We start from the raw sequence: 21,742 nt of genomic DNA, 5'->3' as shown, positions 1-21,742 counted from the left end.
TCAGCTCCCGGCGCCGCCGGGGACCAGGACGAGGGCGCCGTCGCCGCCGACGGCGGTGAGCACCGCGGCCACCGAGCCGGCGGGGACGAGGACCTCGACCTCGGTGGTGTCCCCGCCCATGAGGCCCTCATCGGTCTGCCCGACCGCCGAGACGGTCAGGTGCTCGGCGACGACCTCGGCCTGGGTCCGCGGGCTCTCGGCGGCGGTCCGGGCTGCGGGCAGGACCCACAGATCGACGACGTCGCCGGTGGCGGTGCCGGCGGGCAGGCTGGAGGAGACCCTCAGGACGATCGCGCGCAGGTCCTCCGGCGTCTGGGACCCCACGGCGCCGGCGGGCAGGAGCTCGCCGGCGCTCAGGGACCGCTGGGCGACGGCGCGCTCGGGCAGCTCGCCGGCCGGGATGTAGGCGTCCGTGCCCGGGTGGGCGTCCACCAGGGACAGGACCCCGTCGGCCGTCAGGTCCTGGCCCGGGGCGACGTCGCGGGCCAGGACGTAGACCTGCTGGGTGTCTGCTGCGGTGCTCACCGCCCAGGCGCCCAGAGCGACGGCGGCCCCGATGAGGACGAGCCCGCCGGCCATGCGCGGGTCGCGCCAGGTGGACCGGCGTCTGCGAGCCGGAGGTGCAGCATCGGCGGCCGGTGCGGGGCCGCGGCGGGAAGGGGCCACGAGACTCTCCTGATCACTCATGGGGCCCTGGCACAGCCTGGAAGCATCTTTGATTATCCACAAGGCTGTTCAGGGATGGCGCGCTGTGCGCCGGAGTGTCATTATCGTGCCATGAAAGACAAGTTCCTGACCATTGCCGAGGTCGCCGAGAACCTGCAGCTGTCCGCCCAGGGCGTGCGCGCCCTCATCCAGTCCGGCGACCTGCCGGCCCTCCAGGTCGGCGCCCGCCGCCTGTGGCGGGTCCCGGAGAGCGCCTTCGACGCCTACATCGAGCGCCAGCTGGAGGCCACACGCGAGATGGTCGCCGCGGGGCGCTCCCTCGACAAGGAGTGACCCGCCCGGTGAGCGCGCCCGGTGAGCGCGCCCCGAACGGGTGCGCTCACCGGCTGCGCAGCACATCGAGGGCGCCCAGGGCCACGGTGACGACGCCTCTGCGCGGCGCCCCTGCCGCCCGGCGCCGCTCGTCGCTGCGCGGACCGTCCACGACGACGTCCAGGTAGTCGGCCCCCACCCGTGCGATCCGGCCGATGACGTCCCCGGCGGGGGTCATCGCCCGCACCCGCGCACCGCTACGGGCCAGCTCGCGCGCGGCGGCCCGAAGGGTCGGGCGCCTGCGCCCGTCCGGCTCGGGCGCGGGCCCGGGCAGCGGAGCGAGGAACGCGAGCGAGCCGGTGGGGACGAGAGCCTGCAGGCCGTCCCCCTCGTCGATGAGCACGAAGCCGTCCTCCGCCCGCACCAGCACGCCATCGACCGGCGTGCCGCCGCGCGTGCGCAGGCGGATCGCGCGCCCCACGGCCCCGCGCAGCCGATCGGCCATCCGCACGACGGCGATCTCGGCCTCCGCCAGGTCCGCCGCCTGGGCGGCGATGTCGGCGCGGCGCTCCGCCTCGAAGCGGCTCTCCAGGTCTGCCAGCAGCGCGTCCCAGTCCATGGAGGCAGCCCACCATGGCGACCGGCGGGGCGGCAAGAGCGCACTTCCACGCGTTGCGCGCCGCTGAGCGCACCCCTGCGCGTCTTCCAGCGCCCCTGACCGGCTGCCCCTGCGCGCCCTGCGCACCTCCCCGCCCGGGCGCGCAGCGGCCGCGCCGGCCCGCTCGCGCCACGCCCCGCCGCAGAACAACTTGACATTTCTCACATGAACGTGCAATATCAAATCACCTCAAACAGCATCTCCAATGGTGGAGGATCTTATGCGCGCTCTCATGCATCTTGTTGCGGTGGCGCTGGCCGCGGCTGTCGGCACGGCGGTCCTGGCGGCGAGCGCCTGGTCGGCGGCCGCCGGCCTCGCCTCGGTGCCGGTGGCGTGGTGGAGCACGGCCCAGATCGCCCAGAGCGCGATCGCGCTCGCGTGCGGGCTCGGGGCCGCGGGCTGCCTGTGGCACCTGGCGTCCGCGGGACTCGCCCTGACCGTCCTGCTCCAGGACGCCCTCGCCGCGGCGGGTGCGCCCAGTGCGCCGGTGGGCGCCGCAGCGGGCGGCCGCGCCGACACAGCACTCCAGCGGTGGGGCGCCCCGCTCGTGCGGCGGATCACCGCAGGCGCCGTGGTCGCGGGGCTCGCAGTCACCCCCGTGGCGGCGGCCGCCCCCTCCGTCCCCGACGACCTGGGGTGGCGGGCGGGCGCCGGCGGGCCCTCCGCCCCGCAGGCCGAGCCCGCCCAGCCCGCACCCGGCGTCGAGAACGGCGACCCCGACGTCGAGCCTCCCGCTCCCGGCGAGGCCGCCGGCGACCGGGCCGGCGCCCTGTCCGGATCCTCGTCCGCCCACGTCGTCGGGCCCGGGGAGTCCCTGTGGTCGATCACCGCCGCCGCCCTGGGGCCCGGCGCCGCCGACGAGCAGATCGTGCGGGCCTGGCCCCTGATCTATGAGACGAACGCCGAGCGCATCGGCGCCGACCCCTCCCTCATCCACCCGGGTGACGCCCTGGACCTGCCCGACTCACTTACCCGCGCCCAGGGACCCGCCGACGACGGGAGCCGGCCGTGACAGCCGTGACAGCCGCCGCGCCGCCCGCCCCGGGGCTGACGCAGCCGCTCCCCGCCGGGAAGAGCTCCGCCCTCACGCGCCCCGCGCCGGGCCGCCCGGAGCCGACCGGGCCGCAACCGCGCGTCCCCAGGACCGCTGTCGGCGAGCCGGCGGGCGAGGTCGTCCCCCGCACGCCCATGGCGGGCGCCGAGCGCCGGCAGTGGGACCGCCTGCGCTTCCAGACCGAGCTCAGCCTCCGGCAGCAGCGCAAGCGGCGGCGCAAGAAGACCCTGTCCAGGTCCGAACCCGCGACCGCCGAGGCCCTGCCGGACTCGCGGGACCTGCCCGACCCGCGGCGCCATGCCGCCGGCATCGTCACGGCGGCCGCAGAGGCCCTCAGCGGGCACAGGCCCGTGGACCACCTGGCGCGATGGACCACCCCCGAGATGTTCCAGGCGCTGGCCCGCCGCGCGGGCCTGGCACTGCGGCTGCTGGGGACCGAGCCCGGTCGCCCCAGGCCCAGGGTGTGCTCCATCCACACCCAGATCACCCTGTCGGGCAACTGCGAGGCCGCCATCCTGCTCGACGACGGCTCGCAGGTCCGCGCCGCAGCGGCTCTCCTGGTCCCTCATCGCGGCCGGTGGGTCATGTCAACGCTCGAGATCGGCTGAGTCCGCCGTCGCGCCCGACCGGCCCCGCGTCCGAGCCGTCGTCGCGCCCGGCCTCAGCGCCGCCGCTTCCTCTTGGCGGCGCGCCGCCGCTGGGCCCGGTTGGCGGCGCGCGGGGCCCCGCCGGAGGGCGCCCCCGCCCGCTCTGCCGACCGCGGGCCCGCCGACCCCGACGCCCCTGCGCCGCCCGTCCCGCTCGGCCGCGGGCCCGGCGTCGTCGAGGTGGCCGCCCCTGTGCCGTCCTCGGCGGGGGCCGAGTAGGTCATCCGCCTGCTCATGGCCTCCCTGCCGGTCGAGCCCAGCACGCTGCCGGTCCTGGCCCCCGACCCGAGCTTGAGCCGGGCCGCGGCGGTGCCGTCGGCGGCGGCGACGGCGGCGGCCGCCTCGGCCGTGCCGTCCTCGGCCGCGCGCGCGGCGGCGGCGTCGAAGCGGCCGACATTGGCGAAGATCTGCTCGACGGTCTCCTCCCGGATGCCCTCCATCATCGCCTTGAACATGTGGGCCCCCTCGTTGGCGTACTCCACCAGCGGGTCGCGCTGAGCCATGGCTCGCAGGCCGATGCCCTCCTTGAGGTAGTCCATCTCGTAGAGGTGCTCGCGCCAGCGCTTGTCCACCACCGCGAGCAGCACGCGGCGCTCCAGGGTGCGCATGGGCTCGGCGCCGAGCTGGGCGTGGGCGAGCGCGTTGTCGTCCATGCGCTTCTCGGCGTCCTCATAGGCCACCGCCACGTCCTCGGACAGCTCGGCCGACAGCCGCTCGGAGGTCAGCAGGTCCAGCCCGCCCACGGCGTCGACGAGCTCGTCGCGGGTGAGCCCCACCGGGTAGAGGTGGGCCAGGTCGTCCCACAGGGCGTCCAGGTCCCACTCGTCGGCGCGGCCCTCGGAGGTGCGGCTGGCGACGATCGTCTCGACGGCCTGGGAGCGGAAGGCCGCGACCTGCGGCTCGAGGTCCTCGCCCTCGAGCACGCGGTGCCGCTCGTCGTAGACCTTCTCGCGCTGCTCGGTCATGACGTCGTCGTACTTCAGGACGTTCTTGCGGATCTCGTAGTTGCGCGACTCGACCTGCCGCTGGGCGCTGGCGATGGCGCGCGTGACCACCTTGGACTCCAGGGGCACGTCGTCGGGGTAGGCGCCCGAGGCCATGATCCGCTGGGCGGCGTTGGAGGCGAACATGCGCATGAGGTCGTCCTCCATGGACAGGTAGAAGCGGGACTCGCCCGGGTCGCCCTGGCGCCCGGAGCGTCCGCGCAGCTGGTTGTCGATGCGGCGCGACTCGTGGCGCTCGGTGCCCAGCACGTACAGGCCGCCGAGGGAGACGACCTCGTCGTGCTCCGCCCTGCAGGCGTCCTGGGCGGCCTTGAGCGCGGCGGGCCAGGCCCTGTCGTACTCCTCGGCGTTCTCCTCCGGGTCCAGGCCCGCCTCCTTCAGCCCGGCGACGGCGATGTGCTCGGCGTTGCCGCCCAGCATAATGTCGGTGCCGCGGCCGGCCATGTTGGTGGCCACGGTGACGGCGCCCTTGCGCCCCGCCATGGCGACGATGGCGGCCTCGCGCGCGTGCTGCTTGGCGTTGAGGACCTCGTGGGGGACCCCCCGCTCGCTGAGCATCTTGGAGAGCCGCTCGGACTTCTCCACGCTCGTGGTGCCCACCAGGACCGGCTGGCCCGCCTCGTGGCGCTCGACGATGTCATCGACGACGGCGGTCAGCTTGGCCGCCTCGGTGGTGTAGACCAGGTCGGGCTGGTCGGTGCGGATCATCTTCTTGTTGGTGGGGATCGGGACGACGCCGATCTTGTAGGTCCCGTTGAACTCGGCGGCCTCGGTCTCGGCGGTGCCGGTCATGCCCGAGCGCGAGCCCTCGGGGTAGAGGCGGAAGTAGTTCTGGAGGGTGATGGTGGCCAGGGTCTGGTTCTCGGCCTTGATCTCCACGCGCTCCTTGGCCTCGATGGCCTGGTGCATGCCCTCGTTGTAGCGGCGGCCCGGCAGGACGCGGCCGGTGTGCTCGTCGACGATGAGGACCTCGCCGTCGCGCACGATGTAGTCCTTGTCGAGGTGGAAGAGCTCCTTGGCCTTGATCGCGTTGTTGAGGAAGCCGATCAGCGGCGTGTTCTCCGACTCGTACAGGTTGTCGATGCCCAGGTAGTCCTCGACGCGCTCGATGCCGGGCGCCAGCACGCCCACGGTGCGCTTCTTCTCATCGACCTCGTAGTCCTTGCCCGCGCGCAGGCGCCCGGCCATCTTGGCGAACTCCTTGTACCACTTGTTGACATCCCCGGTGGCGGGGCCGGAGATGATCAGCGGGGTGCGGGCCTCGTCGATGAGGATGGAGTCGACCTCGTCGACGATGACGAAGGCGTGGCCCCTCTGCACCAGGTCCTCGGGGCGCTGGGCCATGTTGTCGCGCAGGTAGTCGAAGCCGAACTCGTTGTTCGTGCCGTAGGTGATGTCCATCGCGTACTGCTTGCGGCGCTCGGCGGGGGTCTGGCCGGTCAGGATGCAGCCGGTGGTCAGCCCCAGGAAGCGGTGGACGCGGCCCATGAGGTCGGACTGGTACTCGGCCAGGTAGTCGTTGACGGTCACCACGTGCACGCCCTTGCCGGTCAGCGCCCGCAGGTAGGAGGGCATGGTGGCCACCAGCGTCTTGCCCTCACCGGTCTTCATCTCGGCGATGTTGCCCAGGTGGAGGGCCGCCCCGCCCATGATCTGGACGTGGAAGGGCCGCATCCCCAGGACCCGGTCGGCGGCCTCGACCACCGTGGCGAAGGCTTCGGGCAGCAGCGAGTCCAGGGTCTCCCCGTCGATGTAGCGCTCCTTGAGGTCCGCGGTGACCTCCTTGAGGTCATCGTCGGTGAAGTCCGCATAGGTGTCGGCGAGCGCCTCGACCTGGTCGGCGATGGCGCCGAGCTTCTTGAGGGTACGGCCCTCACCGATGCGAAGGATCCGGTCGACGATCGACACGCTGGCTTCTCCCTTGTTGGTGGTGGGGTGCGCGCTGCGCACGGCTGAGTCCCCGGGCACGGGCGCCCTCAACGCCCGGTCACCGGGCACAGACGTCTCCCATCGTAGTGGACGCCCCGTGGGCGGCCATCACGCTGCCGCATGATCTGCCTCATTGCGCCCCACGGTCGTGAGACCGTGGGGCATGGCCCCGTCCCCGCCCGGCGGCGCGCCCCGCGCGGCCCCGACGCCGGCCGCCTCCCGCCGCCTGGAGCGCCTGCGCGAGGCGGCTCGCCTCGTGCTGCCGGTCTCCTGCGCCGGCTGCGGGCGCTGGGACACCGCGCTGTGCCCGGACTGCCGGGACCTGCTGGCCGGGGAGCCCGCCGCCGTCGAGCGCGCCGACGCCGCCGGCGCGCTGGACGTGCGGGCCGTGGCCGTCTATGCCGGACCGGTGCGCCACATGGTGCTGGGCTGGAAGAACGGCGCCCGCGAGGACCTGGCGTCCTTCATGGCCGAGACGGGCAGGCGCGCCGGCCGGCTGTGGGCGCGCTCCCTGGACGACGAGGCGCGCGCCGTCGTCGGCGCCGGCCCGCTGCTCGTCGTCCCGGCCCCCTCCGGCTGGGTCCGCCGCGCCCGGGGCCGCCTGGTGGCCGCCGCGCTCGCCGACGCCGTCGCCCAGGGCGTGGCCGCCGGGTGGCCGCAGGCCGACCCGACGCGAAGAGGCCGCCGGGCCCTGAGCGTCCTCAGCACGGACCTGCTGCGCCGCCGGCTCGCCGGCGGCGCGCGCCAAGCCGGCCGCTCGGCGCGGCAGCGGCGGGCCAACCGCGCGAGCCCGCCGCGGGTCCTGGCGCCGGTGGCGGGGCTGGCGGTCCTGCTGGTCGACGACGTCGTCACCACCGGCGCGACCCTGGGGGCGTGCACCCGCGCGCTGCACGCGGAGGGGGCCCGCGTCGTCGGCGCGCTCGCCGTGGCGGCCGCCCCGCCGCCATCGCGCAGGGCGAACCCGGTCGTGCCGGGCGGACCGGTAGCGGCGCCGGACGATCGGCCCGGGATCGATCCCTGTCGGTGACATCAAAGCCCCACTGAGAGGCGCCATTATGGTGTAGTTTATGTATCACAGCGCACGGACGCGCGAGCCGCAGGCAGGTGGCTGCACGGCACTCCGCCCGGACGGCGGACAGGCACTCGGGGAGGTGGTGAGCGACCATCCAGAACCCGCCGCACGGTGCGACGGGTGCTCCCCCAGCCCGATCCCCCGCAGGATCACCAGGACCCAGAAAGGTTCACCATGGACATCACCGTCGTCGGCCGCAACGCTGAGATCAGTTCTCGCCTGCGGGACTACGTCGAGGAGAAGGCCGCCAAGGTCGAGCAGCTCGACCCGCGCGTCCAGCGTGTCGAGGTCGAGGTCACCCACGAGCGCAATCCGCGCCAGGCCGACACCGCCGAGCGCGCCGAGATCACCGTGATCTCGAAGGGCCCGATCATCCGGGCCGAGGCCAGCTCCTCCGACCGCTTCGCCGCCTTCGACATCGCCATGGGCAAGCTGACCGAGCGTCTGCGCCGCGCGCGCGACCGCAAGAAGAACCACCGCCGCTACGTGGTCGAGGCCGCCAAGGACCAGGAGGCCCCCGCCGCCGCGGAGGAGGCCGTCGTCGTCCCCGACACCGGGGACGCGCCGATCGAGGACTCGCCCCAGGCCCCGACCGAGCCGGGGGTCGCCGTCGAGTCGCAGCTGGGGGACTCCCCCATCATCGTCCGTCAGAAGCTGCACCAGGCCGTGCCGATGACGGTCGACGAGGCGCTCTACCAGATGGAGCTCGTCGGGCACCCCTTCTACCTCTTCATCGAGAAGTCGTCCAAGCAGCCGTGCGCGGTCTACCACCGCCACGGGTGGACCTACGGGGTCATCCGCCTGGACGCCCAGGTCCTGTAGCCGGGGGCCCTGTCGTCCCCGCCCGCCAGTCATGACGCGACCGGGACCGGCTCACGGGCCGGCCCCGTCTTCCGCTCCCCCACCGCGTCGACTGGTCTGAGGCCGCACCTCGACCGGGCGCGGCTCAGGGCAGCGGGTAGGACAGGTCCGAGACCTCCGTGGTCAGCACCCGCCAGGTGGCGCCCTTGCGCTGCCAGACCTGGCCGCGCTCATCCGTCAGCAGCGCCGCGCCGGTGACGCGGTCGGCGACGAGCGCCTTGGCGCCCTGGGTGCCGGCCACGCTCGTCTTCATCCCCCCGACCTGCACGTAGCGGATGTCGAGAGTCCCCTGACCGGCCTCACCGGGCGCCAGCACCGCCACATTGACCGGATCGCACCACGCCAGCCCGGTGACGCCCGAGCCCGCGGCCAGCGGCAGCGGCAGCGGCTCGCCGAGCCCGGTGGGCGCCCCGTCGTCTGCGCGCACGACAACCGCCACGCTCACGCGCTCGTCGCCCCCGTCGCCCCTGCTGCGGTGGCGCAGCACGAGTCTGGCGGACTCGGCCGACAGGTCCATCGCCGTCACCTCGCGCCCCTCGAGCCAGTGCGCGCCCAGCTGGGCGCGCTGCCCCAGGCTCCCCACCGAGGTCAGCGCGCCGTCGGCGGCCGTCCACACCCAGCCGTAGCGGTCCGCCACCGGAGGCAGCAGGCCGCCCGCACCCGCATCGGCCTCCCCCACCGAGGCGATGACGCTGGCGGCGCTCTCTCCCGGCCGCAGCCGCAGCAGGCTCGAGGCGCTGAGGGCGTAGACCGTCCCGTCCGGGCCGAGGGCCGGGTAGCGGGCCTGGGCGGTGCCCAGGGCCTGGACGGTGGCGAGGGTCTTGCGGGTCGAGCTGGTGCCCTGGACGACGGCGCCGGCACTCAGGCCGACGACCGCGCCGCCGTCGGCATCCGGCTCCTGGATCGAGGCCGGCTCGCCCATCGGCTCGTCCCCGGCCATGACGACGACCGACGAGACGCCTTCGATGCGGCTCAGCGTCGCACTCAGCTGCGCCACCGCCAGGGAGCGGTCCTGCTCCCCCAGGCCGGCTGCGGCCGCATCGAGAGTCACGGTCACGGTCTCGTCCTCGAGCACGACGCCGCCGTCCGCCGGCATCATGCCGTCGGACAACGCCGAGAACGTCCCCGTGGCGAGCCAGTCCCCAGGTCCGTCCAGCAGCGCCTCGACGGCGGCGGCGGCCAGGTCCCGCCGCGGCAGCCACCGCAGCTCGGGGACGAAGCGCTTCCGGTCGGGGGCCAGGAAGTACAGGCTCGTGGCGACGAAGTTGGTTGACAGGCTCCCTGCCGGGAGCAGCACACCGGAGGGCAGATCGACGATCCGCCACTGGCCCAGCCCGTCGGTGGCCAGCGAGTAGGAGGCCGTGTAGCCGCTCGTGCCCCCGGCCGACGGGCCGGCGGCCAGGACCCCGTCCGTGTCGATCGAGCCGACGAGCTCGACCGCGACCCTCACGGCCCCCGACTCATCGCGCCCCACCACAGGCGCCGTGGTTCCGGTGTAAGCGCGGACGATGGCCGAGGGGTCCCAGGCCTCGGAGGCGACCCGGTGCAGGAAGATGCGGGCGGTGGCGAAGTCGTCGGAGAACCCGGCGATGCAGGCCCGCAGGAACCCGGAGACGACCTCCTCCGGCCCGGCGCCGTCCCGCGGCCGGGCGGCCGTCTGCACGAGCTGCCCGCTGCGGGCCGAGACCGCGTCGGAGGAGGTGACCTGGCCCGAGGTGGGCAGGTCGGCGCAGGCGGCCAGCGCGGCCAGGCCGCCCCCCGACGTCAGTGCCGCGAGCACGGCGCGCCGCGACGCGCGCGCTCTCTGTCCCCGTCCCATCAGTCCCCGTCCCATCACGGCCCGCCCGGATCCGTCCGCCTGCCGGCGACGTCCTCCGGCGTGCGCGCCCCGGGCTCGACGTCGGCGTCTGCGGCGAGCGGCGGCACCACCTGCGCCTCGACCACGACCGGCGGGCCGCCCTCCTGGGCCCGGTCGGCGGCGCGACGGGAGGCGGGGGCGGGCACGACCACGGGCGCCGGGGCCGTCGCGGCCTTGGGCTCCGGCTCGTAGCGCGGGGCCACTCGGGCGACGGCGGGGGCGTCGTCGGGGACGACGTCGAGGGGCCCGGGCGGGGTGAAGGTGCCGGGCCCGGCGTCCGGCCCCAGGTGGCGCGGCAGGGTCAGCAGGAAGGACGCGCCCTCCTGGGGCCACCCCCAGGCGACGATCGTGCCGCCGTGCAGGGCGGCGTCCTCCAGGGCGATCGACAGGCCCAGCCCCGTCCCGCCCAGGGTCCGCGTGCGGGAGGGGTCCGCCCGGTAGAACCGGTCGAAGACCTGCCTGACGACGTCGGGGCTCATGCCGATGCCGTGGTCGCGCACCCGCACGGCCACCGCGTCGTGCGACCCGGCGATGGTGATGTCGATGCGGGAGCCGTCCGCGTGCTCGATGGCGTTGACAATGAGGTTGCGCAGGATGCGCTCCACACGGGTGGAGTCGACCTCGGCGACCACCGGCGTCGACGGGGCGTCGAGCTCGACCTGGGAGCCCTTGGCCTCGACGTGCACGGACACCAGGTCCAGCACGCCCAGGGTCAGGGCGACCATGTCGGCGTCCTCGGCGCGCAGCTGCACGCGCCCGGAGTCGATGCGCGAGATCTCCAGCAGGTCGGTGAGCATGGACTCGAAGCGGTCGATCTCGCGCATGAGGATCTCCAGGCTGCGCGCCGCGAAGGGATCCTCGATCTCGTCGCGGGCCTCCCAGATCTGCTCACTGGCCAGGCGGATCGAGGCCAGGGGGGTGCGCAGCTCGTGCGAGACGTCGGAGACGAACAGCCTCTCGATCTTGGACAGCTTCTCCCAGGCCTCGATCTGCGCCTCCAGGGAGGCCGCCATCTCGTTGAAGGACCGCGACAGCGTGGCGATCTCGTCCTCTCCGTGGACGGGCAGGCGCTCGCTCAGGCGGCCGCCGGCCAGGCGCTGGGAGGCCAGGGACGTGCGCCGGATGGGGATCAGGACGCGCCAGGTCAGACCCCAGACCCCCAGGATGAGCATGAGGAGGAAGCCCGAGCCGGCGATGACCACGGCCCGGGAGGCCAGGTCGATGACGTTCTGCTCCGGAGCCAGGGTGTAGACCAGGAAGAGGTCGTAGTCGCCGGCCAGCGGCAGGGAGACCCGCTGCCCGACGATGAGGCCCGGGCTGGAGCCGCTGCCGGAGTCCACGCTGATCGACTTCCAGTACTGCCGGTGCTCGCCGGTGCTCTCGGCGATGGCGGTGGTCAGGTCCTCGGAGACCAGCGGCATGAGCTTGACGTCGGTGGTCAGGTCGTTGATGACGTTGGCCGTGGTCTCGGTGCCGCTCCGCTTCAGGACGACGCCGACGCCGCCGGCCCCGGCGAAGGACTGGCCGACGGAGGAGATCTGCGTCTGGGCGACGGCGGCCACCTGGTCCGCCGTCGTCGCGCCGGAGGTGTCGAAGGCCGCCTGGACGGTGGCGACCCGCAGGCGGGCGTCGGTGAGGATGACGTCGCGCCGGTCGGCGAAGATGTCGTCGCGGATCCGGGCCGTGACGACCACCAGGAGGATGACGATCAGGACGATGCCGCCGACCATGGCGAACATCGCCATCCGGGTGGCCAGGCTGCGCCGGATGGCCGACAGCGACGGCATGAAGCCGTCGCGTCGGCGCAGGCCGGGGCTGCTCACCGGCGTCGGCGCGCCCCCGGGCGCCCTGCGGGGCGCCTCGGAAGAGCTCGCACGAGCGGGCCGGTGGGCGAAGGTCACGATCCGGGCGCCGGCGACCGGGTCAGGCGCTGTCGCCGGCGCGGTAGCCCACGCCGCGGACGGTCACCACGATCGCCGGGTGCTCGGGATCGTGCTCGATCTTGGCGCGCAGCCGCTGGACGTGCACGTTGACGAGCCGGGTGTCGGCCGCGTGCTGGTAGCCCCACACCTGCTCGAGGAGCTCCTCGCGGGTGAAGACCTTCCAGGGGGCGCGGGCCAGTGTGACCAGCAGGTCGAACTCGAGGGGAGTCAGGCCGATCTCGATCTCGCCGCGGCGGACCTGGTGCCCGGCGACGTCGATGTCGAGGTCGCCTGCGCGCACGTGCTCGGCGTTGACATTGTCGGAGGTGCGGCGCAGCCGGGTGCGCACGCGGGCCAGAAGCTCCTTGGACTTGAACGGCTTGGTGACGTAGTCGTCGGCCCCGGCCTCCAGCCCCGCGACGACGTCCTGGGTGTCGGTGCGCGCGGTGAGCATGATGACGGGGACATCCGACTCCTCGCGGATGTGTCGGCAGATCTCCACGCCGTCGAGGCCGGGAAGCATGAGGTCGAGGAGGACAAGGTCGGGATCGGATTTGTGGAAAACGTCGATAGTGGCGGCCCCGTCTGCGCAGTACGAAGGCTCATAGCCTTCGGCTGTGAGCATGATGCCGATCATCTCTGACAGGGCCGTGTCGTCATCGACGACCAGGATGCGGGTGCTCATAGGACGTATCTTGACATGAGGAAGCGCCGGACGAGGCATTGTTGGCGCGCCGCTCGGCACGTGTCGTCCGTGTACTGGCCCATACACCTCTTTTGTAACACCTCCGTGACGCCTTCGTGCCATCTTCGTGATGCCGTCGTGTCGCCCCCGTTATGTCTTCCACAACGGCGCCGCCCCCCGGGCCCGCCCATCTCCTCCTCGGGTCGGAGGAGAACGTCACCGCGGCGTGCCACAGTGGGGCCATGACCAGCGAGACCGACGGGCCCCCGAACCAGCCGTGGCAGCCGCCATCCGACTACCCCCGGTCCCCGGAGCAGGCTCCCGAGGCCCCGGAGCAGGCCCCGGGCAGCGGTCCGGCGTGGCAGGCGCCGAGCACACCGCCGCCGGGCGGCGGGCAGGGCGGGGCGGGCCAGTACGGGGCCGGCCAGTACGCGCGTCAGGCGGCCGCCTACGGGGCGGCGGGCCCGGACTTCATGCAGAGCCCCTTCGTCCTCGCGCCCAAGCCGGGAATCGTCCCCCTGCGGCCGCTGGGCGTCACCGAGATCATCAGCGGAGCGTTCGAGGCGCTGCGCGCCAACCCGCGCGCCATGTTCCTGCCCGCCCTGATCGTCATGAGCATCGTCGGGCTGCTGTCGGCGGCCGTGACGTTCCTGGCCACGCGCGCCCAGCTCGACGCCCTGGCGGCGCTGCCGGCCACCTCCGGGACGTCCGCCGACGACACGGAGCTCGCCCTGGAGGCCTTCCGGATCACCGGCGTCACGAGCCTGGTGCAGCTGGGCCCCTCCCTGCTCCTGTCGCTGGTCTCCACCATCCTGACCGGCCTGCTCATCATGACGGTCTCCCGCTCCGTGCTCGGGCGCATCGCCACGCCGGGCGAGGTCTGGGCGCGGGTCCGCCCCCGCATCTGGCCGCTCATCGGCCAGTCCATGGTCATCGGCGTGATCAGCCTCGTGGCGGTCCTGTTCTCGCTGGGCCTGTTCGTGACCATCGTCGCCGCCATCATCAGCGCCCTCGACGGGGACTCGAACCTGACGGCCATCATGGTCGGCGTCCTGGTCCTGTTCATCCTGACCCTCGTCTTCATCATCGTCGCCGTCTACCTCACGATCCGCCTGAGCTTCTCCAGCGCCGCCCTCATCCTGGAGAACGTGGGGGTGTGGGAGGGCATGCGCCGGTCGTGGCACCTGACCAAGGGCAGCTTCTGGAGAGTGCTCGGCATCCTGCTGCTCGCCCTGCTGATCACCAGCACCCTCGTCGGGATCGTCTCGGGCGCCCTGGGCCTGGTCAGCGGGCTCACGGCCGTGGGAGGACCGGGCCCTTACGCCACCGCCATGGCCGCGTCGTCCTTCCTCTCCTCCTTCCTCCAGGCGGCGGTCCTGCCCTTCACCTCGGCGGTCGTCGCGCTGACCTACATCGACCTGCGCATGCGCAAGGAGGGCCTGGACGTCGAGCTGCGCCGGGCCGCCGGCGTGTGACCCGACCGGATCCCGCAGCACCATGCCCCGCACCCGCACCGCTTCGCCGATTCTGCCCGCCCTCCCGTGCGCGGGCGCTCCTTGCGCGCCGGGCGCCGACGTCCCCGCCACGCCCGACGCCTCCCAGGCCCGTGAGGCCGCCGAGCGCGAGCTCGCGCGCCCGGAGTACCACGCGCAGGAGACCCTGTGGGAGCGGCTGTGGCGGTGGATCGTGGAGCACCTCGACCCCGGCAACGTCATGCCCGGGGCGCCGCGCTGGGTGTCCATCCTCATCGTCGTCGTCGTAGTCCTCGCCCTGGTGGCGCTCCTGCTGGCTCTGCTCAGCCGCATCACCCGGGTGCGCCGCGCCCGTGCGGAGCGCGCGCTGTTCGACGACGACCGCAGCTCGACCGCGCTGACCAGGGCCGCGGACGACGCCGCCGGGCAGGGCGACTGGGCCACCGCCGTCGTCGAGCGCTTCCGGGCGATCATCCGCTCCCTCGACGAGCGCGGCGCCCTCGAGGACTACCCGGGGATGACCGCCCACGAGGCGGCGACCATCGCCGCCGCCGTGGTGGTCGACCTCGCCGACGACCTCCACCGCGCCGGGGCGCTGTTCGACGCCGTGCGCTACGGCGAGGTCGTCTCCACCCCGGAGCAGGACGCCTGGATGCGCGAGCTCGCCGAGGCCGTCCGCAGGACCCGGCCGGCCCCCCGGCCCGCGCCGGCCCCGGCGCCGGCGATCGGGGGCCCGCAGTGACGGCCGCAGCCCCCTCCCGCGGGACCCGACCGGTCGGCCCGCCACCCGAGGACGACCAGGTCGCCGGCGAGCCCCTGACCGCCAGGCTCCGCCGGTGGCGCCCCTTCATGCTGGCGGTGGGGGCGCTGCTCCTGGTCGCCATCATCAGCTCGCTGACCCAGCCCCGGCACTCCAAGACCCCCTACGCGATCGACAACCCCCGGCCCGACGGGGCACAGGCGCTCGCCCGGCTCCTGGACCACGAGGGCGTGTCGACCGAGACCGTCCGCTCGTCCCAGGCGGCCATCCGCGCGGCCCAGCCGGGCACGACCGTGGCGCTGCTCAACGCCGGGACCCTGACCGAGACGGAGCGGGACGCGCTGGCGCGCACCGGGGCCGACGTCGTCGTGGTCGGCGCCCTGTACCAGGAGCTGTCCGGGCTGACCCGCTCGAGCGAGCTGACCACCTCGGGCCAGTCGGCCCCCGCCGACACCGTCCTGACGGCCCAGTGCCCCGACCAGGACGCCACCGCCGCGGCGTCCGTGGCCGGTTCGCGCGGCTCCGTGCAGGTCGGCGCCGGCGCCGAGGCCACCGCCTGCTTCCCCCTCGCGCAGCCCGACCCGGACGGCTCCGTCCACGCGGCCTACGCGACCACCACCACCCGCGGCGGCGGCGCGCTGCGGATCATCGCCGACGCCACGACCGCGACCAACTCGCACCTGACCGAGGAGGGGCACGCCTCCCTGGCCGTGCGCGCCCTGGGCCACAACCGGCGCATGGTGTGGTTCGACGCCTCCCAGCAGGAGGCCCCCACGGTGTGGGACGACGCGTCCCTGCCGCGCTGGATGCCGGTGCTCATGGCGCACGGCGCCGTCATCGTCCTCGCCCTGGCCGTGGTGAGGGGGCGGCGCTTCGGGCGGCTCGTGATCGAGGACCTGCCCGTGGTCGTGCGCGCCACCGAGACGACGCGGGGGCGCGGCCGCCTGTACCGGCGCGCGGGGGCGCGCGACCGCGCCGGCGAGGCGCTGCGCGCCGCGACCGCGCTGCGCCTGACCCGCAGGCTCGGCCTCCCGCCCGGCACCGAGCGCGCCGCCGTCGCCCGCACCGCGGCCGAGGTCGCCGGCCGGCCGCCCGGGCTCGTCCACGAGATCCTGTGCGGTCCCGCCCCATCCAACGACCGGGCCCTGGCGGACCTGGCCGTCCAGCTCGACCGACTCGAGAGCGAGGTCCTTCCACGATGAGCACCCCCACCACCTCAGACCCGGCGCCCGCCGCCCAGGACGATCCGCGCGGACGGCTCACGACCATCCGCTCCGAGGTCGCCAAGGCCATCGTCGGCCAGGACGCCGCGGTCACGGGCCTGGTCATCGCCCTCCTCGCCGAGGGGCACGTCCTCCTCGAGGGCGTGCCCGGCGTGGCCAAGACGCTGCTCGTGCGCTCCCTGGCCCAGGCCCTGGACGTGGGCACCAAGCGCATCCAGTTCACCCCCGACCTCATGCCGGGCGACGTGACGGGCTCCCTGGTCTACGACGCCCGCTCCGCCGCCTTCTCCTTCCGGCAGGGACCGGTGTTCACCAACCTGCTCCTGGCCGACGAGATCAACCGCACGCCGCCCAAGACGCAGTCCGCCCTGCTGGAGGCCATGGAGGAGCGTCAGGTCTCCATCGACGGTCAGCCGCGCCCGCTGCCCGACCCCTTCATGGTCGTCGCCACGCAGAACCCCGTGGAGTACGAGGGCACCTACCCCCTGCCCGAGGCGCAGCTCGACCGCTTCCTGCTCAAGCTCGTCCTGCCCCTGCCCGAGCGCGCCCAGGAGGTCGAGGTGCTCGCGCGGCACGCCTCCGGCTTCGACCCGCGCAACCTGGCGGGCGCGGGCATGCGCTCCGTGGCCGGCCCCGGCGACCTGTCCGTCGCGCGCACCCAGGTGCGCACGGTCGGGGTCTCCGCGGAGGTCCTGGGCTACATCGTGGACCTGGTGCGGGCCACGCGCGTGTCGCCGTCGGTGTCGCTGGGCGTCTCGCCGCGCGGAGCCACCGCGCTGCTGGCCACCGCGCGGGCGTGGGCCTGGCTGTCGGGGCGCGGCTTCGTGACGCCCGACGACGTCAAGGCGCTCGCCCTGCCCACCCTGCGCCACCGCATCCAGCTGCGCGCCGAGGCGGAGATGGAGGGCGTGACGACCGAGTCCGTGATCAACGGGGTGCTGCGCACCGTCCCCGTGCCCCGCTGAGCGTCTTGAGCCGCCGCCCGGCCCACCGGCCGGGATGACCTGAGGGAGGAGGAAGCGTGTACCTCACCATGCGCACCGTCTGGCTGCTGACCGCCTGCTGCCTGCTCGTGCTCGCCGTGCCCCGACCGCTGACCGTGGTCGTGTGCGCCGCGGGCGCAACGCTCCTCGTGGTGGTCGATGTGATCGCGGCGCCCTCGCCGCGCAGCCTGCGCGCGCAGCGCCTCGTCGAGCGCTCCGTGCGCCTGGGGGGCTCGACGACCTCGACCCTGACCGTGACGAACACCGGGCGCCGGCGGGTCAGCGCCCGGGTGCGCGACGCGTGGCCCCCCTCGGCGGGGGCCACCCGTGAGCGGGCGTCGCTGTCGGTCCCCGCGGGCGAGCGCCGCCGCACCCGCACGGTGCTCACGCCGACGCGCCGCGGAGACCGTCAGGCCGACCTGGTGACGGTGCGACTGGTGGGCCCCCTGGGGCTGGCCGGCCGCCAGGCCTCGCTGCTGGCGCCGGCACGGCTGCGTGTCCTGCCCGAGTTCGCCTCGCGCCGGCACCTGCCCTCCCGGTTCGCGCGCCTGCGGGAGATGGACGGCCGCAGCGCCGTCATGACCCGCGGGGCGGGCACCGAGTTCGACTCCCTGAGGGAGTACGTCGTCGGCGACGACGTGCGCTCCATCGACTGGAGGTCCACGGCGCGACGCGGCGAGGTCGTCGTGCGCACCTGGCGGCCCGAGCGCGACCGGCGCGTGCTCATCGTGGTCGACACCGGCCGCATGGCCGCGGCCCGCCTGGGCGACGCGCCGCGGCTGGACGCCCACATCGAGGCCTGCCTGCTCATGGCGGCCCTCGCGTCACGGGCCGGGGACCGGGTCGACGTCGTCGCCCTCGACGTCGCCGTGCGCGCCCAGGTGCAGGGCCGGTCGGGACCCGCGCTCATGAGCGCCCTGGCGGACGCCCTGGCGCCGCTGGACGCCGAGCTGGTGGAGACCGACTGGACGCTGCTGGCCTCCACGGTGCGCAAGGCCCTGTCGCAGCGCGCGCTCGTCGTCGTGCTCACCGCCCTGGACGGGTCGGGCGGCGAGGCGCCGATGGTACGCGCCCTGGGCAGCGTGGCGCACGACCATGCGGTGGTGCTCGCCTCCCCCACCGATCCCGGGCTCGCCGCGCTGCGCGCCGACCGCGCCAACAGCGAGGCCGTCTACGCGGCGGCGGCCGCCGAGCGCGACGTCGTCGAGCTGGACCGGGTGCGCGGCCGGCTGCGCCGCCGCGGGGTCGAGGTGGTCGAGGCCGAGCCCGGCGCCCTCCCCCCGGCGCTGGCGGACACCTACCTGGCCCTCAAGGCCGCGGGGCGCCTGTGATGGGCGCGCATGCCCCGAGCCCGCCCTGCGGCCCGCCCCGCCCGCGGCCCGCCCGACCGCTCCCCCTCCGCCCGGGCGGGGCAGGGTCAGCCCGCCTCGGCCAGGGCGGCGCCCGCCTCCTCCTCGGCCAGGTCGCCGGTGTGCCCGGCGGCCGCGGCCCGGCGCCCCAGCACGAGGGTGTAGGCCCACAGCACGGCCACGGCGAGGACCCCCACCACAAGCTTGACCGCCCACGGGATCTGGGCCGGAGTCACGAAGGCCTCGATGAGGCCTGCGACGGCGAGGGCCGCCGTCAGCGTCACCGCCACCGTGATCAGGGCCCGGCCCTCGGCGGCCAGCGCGGCGACGCGGGACCTGGGGCCGGGGGCGAGCAGCGTCCAGAACAGGCGCAGCCCCGCGCCGCCGGCGACGAAGATGCAGGTCAGCTCCAGCAGGCCGTGGGGCGTGATGAGTGCGAAGAACACGCCCAGCGCGTCGTGATCGGCCATGACGGCGGCGGCCCGGCCGAGGTTGAGGGCGTTGGCGAGCAACATGTAGGCGGGCAGCAGCCCGGTGATGCCGCCGGCCACGCAGACGGCGGCGATGCGCGCGTTGTTGGTCCACACCTGGGCGGCGAACTCGCTGGGGGCGTACCGGGTGTAGTAGGACTCGAACGCGGAGTGGGCGTAGGTGTCCCGCTCCTGGGGCGTGCCTACGGTGCTCATCGCCTCGGGGCTGCGCAGGGTCCATACGGCCACGACGACGGCGATGGCGATCTCGGCGACCATGACGCCCACCGTCCACCAGCGCACCCTGTACAGCGCGGCCGGGGCCGACTCGGCCCAGAAGCGGCTCAGGTCGCTCAGACGGGCCTCCCTGGTGCCGGTGAGCCGGCCGCGGGCGGCGGCCACGCGGGCGGAGACCTCGGCGACGAGCTCTGGGTCCGGGGCGCCGGTGCGAATGCGCGACAGGTGCCCGGCGGTGGCGCGGTAGAGGCTCACCAGCTCATCGGCCTCCGCGCCGTTGAGCCGACGTCGTCGCGTGAGCTCGTCCAACCGGTCCCACTGGTCGCGGTGCGCGGCCGCGTACGCATCAATGTCCACGGAAGGAGTCTGGCATGACCAATGAGGCCGTGGCCTCGTCCGAGCGGATGATGACGCCCGATGTGGTGATCACCGGCGAGGCCGTCGCCCTGGAGGTGCGCGCCGCCTCGGCCGGGCTGCGCATCCTGTCCGGCCTGATCGACTACACCCTGTACAGCGGCGGTCTGCTCATGACCGTGATCACCCTGTCCACGATCCCCACCACTGCGCTCCCATCGGAGGCGGTGCAGATCGTCGTGGTCTCACTCGTCCTGCTGCTGTGGATGCTGGTGGTGCCCCTGGCCGTCGAGGTCCTCTCCCGCGGGCGGTCGGCGGGCAGGCTCGTGACCGGAACACGGGTGGTGCGCGACGACGGCGGCGCGATACGGCTGCGTCACGGCCTCGTGCGCGTCCTGGTGGCGGTGCTCGAGATCTGGCTGACCTATGGCGTGGTGGCCGCCCTGGTGTGCGTGGTGACGCGCCGGGGCAAGCGGCTGGGGGACCTGCTGGCCGGGACCTATGCGGTCCGCGAGCGCTCGGCGGCCCAGTCCGCTCCCCCGGTGCTCATGCCGCCGGAGCTGGCCGCGTGGGCCGCGCAGGCGGATCTGCGCGCCCTGCCCGGCAACCTCGCGCTGATCGGGCGGACCTTCCTCCAGCGCGGCTCGTCCATGCAGCCCGCGCCGCGAGCGCGCCTGGCGGCGCAGCTGGCGGCCGCCGTCGAGCCCTACGTGTTCCCGCCGGCACCGGTGGGCACGCACCCGGAGCGGTTCCTGGCCGCGGTGCTCGCCGAGCGCAGGGACCGCGAGTTCATGCTCGAGCTGCGCGACAGGCGGATGGACCAGGGATAGACAATCGGTTCCGACGGGGGCTCGGGCCGGGCCAGCGGGCGCCGCCCCTCTTCGTCGAGATCGGATCGGTTCACTTCCGCGTCGAGGTCGGTTCAAGGAGCCCTGCGGGCGCCTGCCGGCCGCCCTCACCCGGCCGCCGGCCTGCGGCCGGGTGGGCGGGGCGCCGGAGAGGCGCCGCCTCATGGGCCAGGAGGATGGGCACGCCGTCGTGCACGGGGTAGCTCAGGGCGCCTGCGGGGGACTCCAGGCACGCGGCGCCGTCGGGGCCGACGCCGTCGACGAGCCCGCCCCCGGTGGCGGGGCAGCGCAGGATCTGGCGGACCCAGGGCGCGATACCGGTGGGGGCGGGCGAGTCAGGCACGACACTCATGTGTCAGTCCTCCTTCTCCCCGCGCAGGACGCGGAGGTGACCGCGGCGCATGATCTCGCCGTCGCCCAGGCCGACCAGGTGGTCGGGCAGGGTGTCGGGCTCGCGCGTCAGGGAATCGGGCAGGATGCCGCCCGGCCGTCCGGCGCGCTCGGCCGGCTGGGGCCTGGGGCGCGGGGCGCGCGAGGCCTCGCGCACGGCGTCGGCCAGGGCGGTGAGGTCGTCGTCCGACGGCGGGGCGGGCTCGAAGTCGGTGGCCAGGCGGATCACCTGCCAGCCGCGCGGAGCGGTGAAGGACTCCACGTGCTTGGCGCACAGGTCGTATGCCTCGGGCTGCGCCTCGGTGGCCAGTGGGCCCAGCACGATGGTGGAGTCGGCGTAGACGCTCGTCAGGGTGGCGACAGCGGGATTCTCGCAGCCGGACCTGCGGCAGCGTCGGACTCTTCTCACACGCGCAGGTTATCGCGCGCAGCCCCTCGGCCGGGTACCTGACGCACGCAATCGTGTCCCGCCGGCGGGCCCTACGCCTCCGGGTCGATCTCCTCGGGGCCGCGCCCCAGCATGAGCGCCACCTGCTCGACGACGACACGGCGCACGAGGTCGGCGAGCTCGGCGTCGCCCTGGGCGCGGGAGGCGACGGGCCGGCGGTAGATGACGATGCGGGAGGGCAGGTCGGCGCGCGGCCGGGCGGCGAAGCCCCTGCCCAGGACGACTCCGTGCTCCCAGGGGGCTGGGTCGGAGGGCGGCACGTCCTCCACGGCGAACTGGATGGAGCCGACCTGCGGCCAGCGACGGGTCAGGTCCTCGGCGGCGGAGACGACGAGCTCGTCGAAGCGCTCGGCGCGCGTGCGCCACGCCGGCAGGTGCGGGGGCAGGAGCGGGCCCCGCAGCCCGCGCCCGTGACGGTCCCGCCGGCGGGTGGACGCGGGTACGAGGGCCGGGACACGGCGGAACGAGACGGGCATGGCCCCAGGCTAGCGACCGGCCGGGCCGGGCCGCCGTCCCTCGCCGAGATCGGTTCGCCTCCGT

At 74.5% G+C, this 21,742-nt stretch carries 21 protein-coding genes; 11 read left to right on the top strand and 10 right to left on the bottom strand.

Annotated elements, in window-relative coordinates; all coding sequences use genetic code 11:
• A complete protein-coding gene (locus tag AIF0345_RS04360) occupies positions 1 to 666 on the bottom strand; it encodes a CpaB family protein (protein ID WP_156966639.1) in 666 nt (221 codons plus the stop codon).
• A gap of 111 nt (positions 667 to 777) precedes the next feature.
• On the opposite strand from AIF0345_RS04360, the gene AIF0345_RS04355 reads away from it, so the two are divergent.
• Positions 778 to 999: a helix-turn-helix domain-containing protein gene (locus tag AIF0345_RS04355; RefSeq protein ID WP_043561689.1), complete on the top strand. Its 222-nt coding sequence runs from the start codon at positions 778 to 780 to the stop codon at positions 997 to 999.
• 46 nt (positions 1,000 to 1,045) lie between these two features.
• On the opposite strand, the gene AIF0345_RS04350 is transcribed toward AIF0345_RS04355, so the two are convergent.
• Entirely contained in the window at positions 1,046 to 1,597 is a 552-nt protein-coding gene (locus AIF0345_RS04350; protein WP_268918757.1) for a Fis family transcriptional regulator, read from the bottom strand.
• Positions 1,598 to 1,856: 259 nt separating this feature from the next.
• Here AIF0345_RS04350 and AIF0345_RS04345 point away from each other — a divergent pair, with 259 nt between their 5' ends.
• Both AIF0345_RS04345 and AIF0345_RS04340 read left to right on the top strand, forming a co-directional pair.
• Complete coding sequence (locus AIF0345_RS04345; protein WP_285297340.1) at positions 1,857 to 2,648, top strand: LysM peptidoglycan-binding domain-containing protein; 792 nt, start codon at positions 1,857 to 1,859, stop codon at positions 2,646 to 2,648.
• Positions 2,645 to 3,298, top strand: a complete 654-nt coding sequence (locus tag AIF0345_RS04340; protein ID WP_285297338.1) for an Rv3235 family protein — start codon at positions 2,645 to 2,647, stop codon at positions 3,296 to 3,298. Before AIF0345_RS04345 ends, AIF0345_RS04340 begins: the two co-directional genes overlap by 4 nt.
• Positions 3,299 to 3,351: 53 nt before the next feature.
• On the opposite strand, the gene secA is transcribed toward AIF0345_RS04340, so the two are convergent.
• Entirely contained in the window at positions 3,352 to 6,249 is a 2,898-nt protein-coding gene (gene secA, locus AIF0345_RS04335) for a preprotein translocase subunit SecA (protein ID WP_043561702.1), read from the bottom strand.
• A gap of 184 nt (positions 6,250 to 6,433) precedes the next feature.
• Here secA and AIF0345_RS04330 point away from each other — a divergent pair, with 184 nt between their 5' ends.
• Both AIF0345_RS04330 and hpf read left to right on the top strand, forming a co-directional pair.
• Positions 6,434 to 7,297, top strand: coding sequence for a ComF family protein (locus AIF0345_RS04330; RefSeq protein WP_285297336.1), 864 nt, complete (start codon positions 6,434 to 6,436; stop codon positions 7,295 to 7,297).
• 219 nt (positions 7,298 to 7,516) lie between these two features.
• Complete coding sequence (gene hpf / locus AIF0345_RS04325; RefSeq protein WP_043561705.1) at positions 7,517 to 8,164, top strand: ribosome hibernation-promoting factor, HPF/YfiA family; 648 nt, start codon at positions 7,517 to 7,519, stop codon at positions 8,162 to 8,164.
• Between the two features lie 124 nt (positions 8,165 to 8,288).
• Here hpf and AIF0345_RS04320 read toward each other — a convergent pair whose 3' ends face one another.
• The 3 genes from AIF0345_RS04320 to mtrA form a co-directional block, all read right to left on the bottom strand.
• Positions 8,289 to 10,022: a GerMN domain-containing protein gene (locus AIF0345_RS04320; RefSeq protein WP_285297334.1), complete on the bottom strand. Its 1,734-nt coding sequence runs from the start codon at positions 10,020 to 10,022 to the stop codon at positions 8,289 to 8,291.
• 14 nt (positions 10,023 to 10,036) lie between these two features.
• Positions 10,037 to 11,884: an MtrAB system histidine kinase MtrB gene (gene mtrB / locus AIF0345_RS04315; RefSeq protein WP_268917663.1), complete on the bottom strand. Its 1,848-nt coding sequence runs from the start codon at positions 11,882 to 11,884 to the stop codon at positions 10,037 to 10,039.
• A gap of 100 nt (positions 11,885 to 11,984) precedes the next feature.
• Positions 11,985 to 12,668 (bottom strand): MtrAB system response regulator MtrA, encoded by a 684-nt coding sequence (gene mtrA / locus AIF0345_RS04310; protein WP_043561711.1) that lies wholly within the window; start codon positions 12,666 to 12,668, stop codon positions 11,985 to 11,987.
• 242 nt (positions 12,669 to 12,910) lie between these two features.
• Between mtrA and AIF0345_RS04305 the strand changes: the two genes are divergently transcribed.
• The 5 genes from AIF0345_RS04305 to AIF0345_RS04285 are packed head-to-tail and all read left to right on the top strand — an operon-like array spanning position 12,911 to position 18,437.
• Positions 12,911 to 14,143 carry a glycerophosphoryl diester phosphodiesterase membrane domain-containing protein gene (locus AIF0345_RS04305; RefSeq protein ID WP_285297331.1) on the top strand — a complete coding sequence of 411 codons (1,233 nt, stop codon included), beginning with the start codon at positions 12,911 to 12,913 and terminating at the stop codon, positions 14,141 to 14,143.
• A 22-nt stretch (positions 14,144 to 14,165) separates the two neighbouring features.
• Entirely contained in the window at positions 14,166 to 14,882 is a 717-nt protein-coding gene (locus AIF0345_RS04300; RefSeq protein WP_273168317.1) for a DUF4129 domain-containing protein, read from the top strand.
• Positions 14,879 to 16,102: a DUF4350 domain-containing protein gene (locus AIF0345_RS04295; protein WP_285297328.1), complete on the top strand. Its 1,224-nt coding sequence runs from the start codon at positions 14,879 to 14,881 to the stop codon at positions 16,100 to 16,102. The genes AIF0345_RS04300 and AIF0345_RS04295 overlap by 4 nt, the downstream gene beginning before the upstream one ends.
• On the top strand, positions 16,099 to 17,088 hold the full coding sequence (locus AIF0345_RS04290; RefSeq protein WP_156966640.1) for an AAA family ATPase: 990 nt from the start codon (positions 16,099 to 16,101) through the stop codon (positions 17,086 to 17,088). The genes AIF0345_RS04295 and AIF0345_RS04290 overlap by 4 nt, the downstream gene beginning before the upstream one ends.
• 56 nt (positions 17,089 to 17,144) lie before the next feature.
• Positions 17,145 to 18,437, top strand: a complete 1,293-nt coding sequence (locus AIF0345_RS04285) for a DUF58 domain-containing protein (RefSeq protein ID WP_285297325.1) — start codon at positions 17,145 to 17,147, stop codon at positions 18,435 to 18,437.
• Positions 18,438 to 18,523: 86 nt separating this feature from the next.
• Here AIF0345_RS04285 and AIF0345_RS04280 read toward each other — a convergent pair whose 3' ends face one another.
• A complete protein-coding gene (locus AIF0345_RS04280) occupies positions 18,524 to 19,519 on the bottom strand; it encodes a stage II sporulation protein M (protein ID WP_043561720.1) in 996 nt (331 codons plus the stop codon).
• A gap of 14 nt (positions 19,520 to 19,533) precedes the next feature.
• Here AIF0345_RS04280 and AIF0345_RS04275 point away from each other — a divergent pair, with 14 nt between their 5' ends.
• On the top strand, positions 19,534 to 20,346 hold the full coding sequence (locus tag AIF0345_RS04275; protein ID WP_285297322.1) for an RDD family protein: 813 nt from the start codon (positions 19,534 to 19,536) through the stop codon (positions 20,344 to 20,346).
• Positions 20,347 to 20,416: 70 nt separating this feature from the next.
• On the opposite strand, the gene AIF0345_RS04270 is transcribed toward AIF0345_RS04275, so the two are convergent.
• The 3 genes from AIF0345_RS04270 to AIF0345_RS04260 form a co-directional block, all read right to left on the bottom strand.
• Positions 20,417 to 20,716 (bottom strand): Trm112 family protein, encoded by a 300-nt coding sequence (locus AIF0345_RS04270; RefSeq protein WP_311136102.1) that lies wholly within the window; start codon positions 20,714 to 20,716, stop codon positions 20,417 to 20,419.
• 3 nt (positions 20,717 to 20,719) lie between these two features.
• The gene (locus AIF0345_RS04265; protein WP_043561724.1) at positions 20,720 to 21,163 is read right to left on the bottom strand and encodes a DUF3499 domain-containing protein; all 444 of its coding nucleotides are present in this window, start codon (positions 21,161 to 21,163) and stop codon (positions 20,720 to 20,722) included.
• Positions 21,164 to 21,234: 71 nt separating this feature from the next.
• Entirely contained in the window at positions 21,235 to 21,678 is a 444-nt protein-coding gene (locus AIF0345_RS04260; protein WP_449701835.1) for a metallopeptidase family protein, read from the bottom strand.
• Between the last annotated feature and the right edge of the window lie 64 nt (positions 21,679 to 21,742).

It is taken from the genome of Actinomyces israelii (assembly GCF_030253495.1).
Classification (GTDB): domain Bacteria; phylum Actinomycetota; class Actinomycetes; order Actinomycetales; family Actinomycetaceae; genus Actinomyces; species Actinomyces israelii.
This window is presented reverse-complemented; position numbering and strand designations above follow the sequence as displayed.

What these genes read in the sequence shown, in the direction of transcription:
- AIF0345_RS04355 (WP_043561689.1), top strand. Translation starts at nt 778, where the DNA reads ATGAAAGACAAGTTCCTGACCATTGCCGAGGTCGCCGAGAACCTGCAG.
- AIF0345_RS04350 (WP_268918757.1), bottom strand. Translation starts at nt 1,597, where the DNA reads ATGGACTGGGACGCGCTGCTGGCAGACCTGGAGAGCCGCTTCGAGGCG.
- AIF0345_RS04345 (WP_285297340.1), top strand. Translation starts at nt 1,857, where the DNA reads ATGCGCGCTCTCATGCATCTTGTTGCGGTGGCGCTGGCCGCGGCTGTC.
- AIF0345_RS04330 (WP_285297336.1), top strand. Translation starts at nt 6,434, where the DNA reads ATGGCCCCGTCCCCGCCCGGCGGCGCGCCCCGCGCGGCCCCGACGCCG.
- hpf (WP_043561705.1), top strand. Translation starts at nt 7,517, where the DNA reads ATGGACATCACCGTCGTCGGCCGCAACGCTGAGATCAGTTCTCGCCTG.
- AIF0345_RS04320 (WP_285297334.1), bottom strand. Translation starts at nt 10,022, where the DNA reads ATGGGACGGGGACAGAGAGCGCGCGCGTCGCGGCGCGCCGTGCTCGCG.
- mtrA (WP_043561711.1), bottom strand. Translation starts at nt 12,668, where the DNA reads ATGAGCACCCGCATCCTGGTCGTCGATGACGACACGGCCCTGTCAGAG.
- AIF0345_RS04305 (WP_285297331.1), top strand. Translation starts at nt 12,911, where the DNA reads ATGACCAGCGAGACCGACGGGCCCCCGAACCAGCCGTGGCAGCCGCCA.
- AIF0345_RS04300 (WP_273168317.1), top strand. Translation starts at nt 14,166, where the DNA reads ATGCCCCGCACCCGCACCGCTTCGCCGATTCTGCCCGCCCTCCCGTGC.
- AIF0345_RS04290 (WP_156966640.1), top strand. Translation starts at nt 16,099, where the DNA reads ATGAGCACCCCCACCACCTCAGACCCGGCGCCCGCCGCCCAGGACGAT.
- AIF0345_RS04275 (WP_285297322.1), top strand. Translation starts at nt 19,534, where the DNA reads ATGACCAATGAGGCCGTGGCCTCGTCCGAGCGGATGATGACGCCCGAT.
- AIF0345_RS04270 (WP_311136102.1), bottom strand. Translation starts at nt 20,716, where the DNA reads ATGAGTGTCGTGCCTGACTCGCCCGCCCCCACCGGTATCGCGCCCTGG.
- AIF0345_RS04260 (WP_449701835.1), bottom strand. Translation starts at nt 21,678, where the DNA reads ATGCCCGTCTCGTTCCGCCGTGTCCCGGCCCTCGTACCCGCGTCCACC.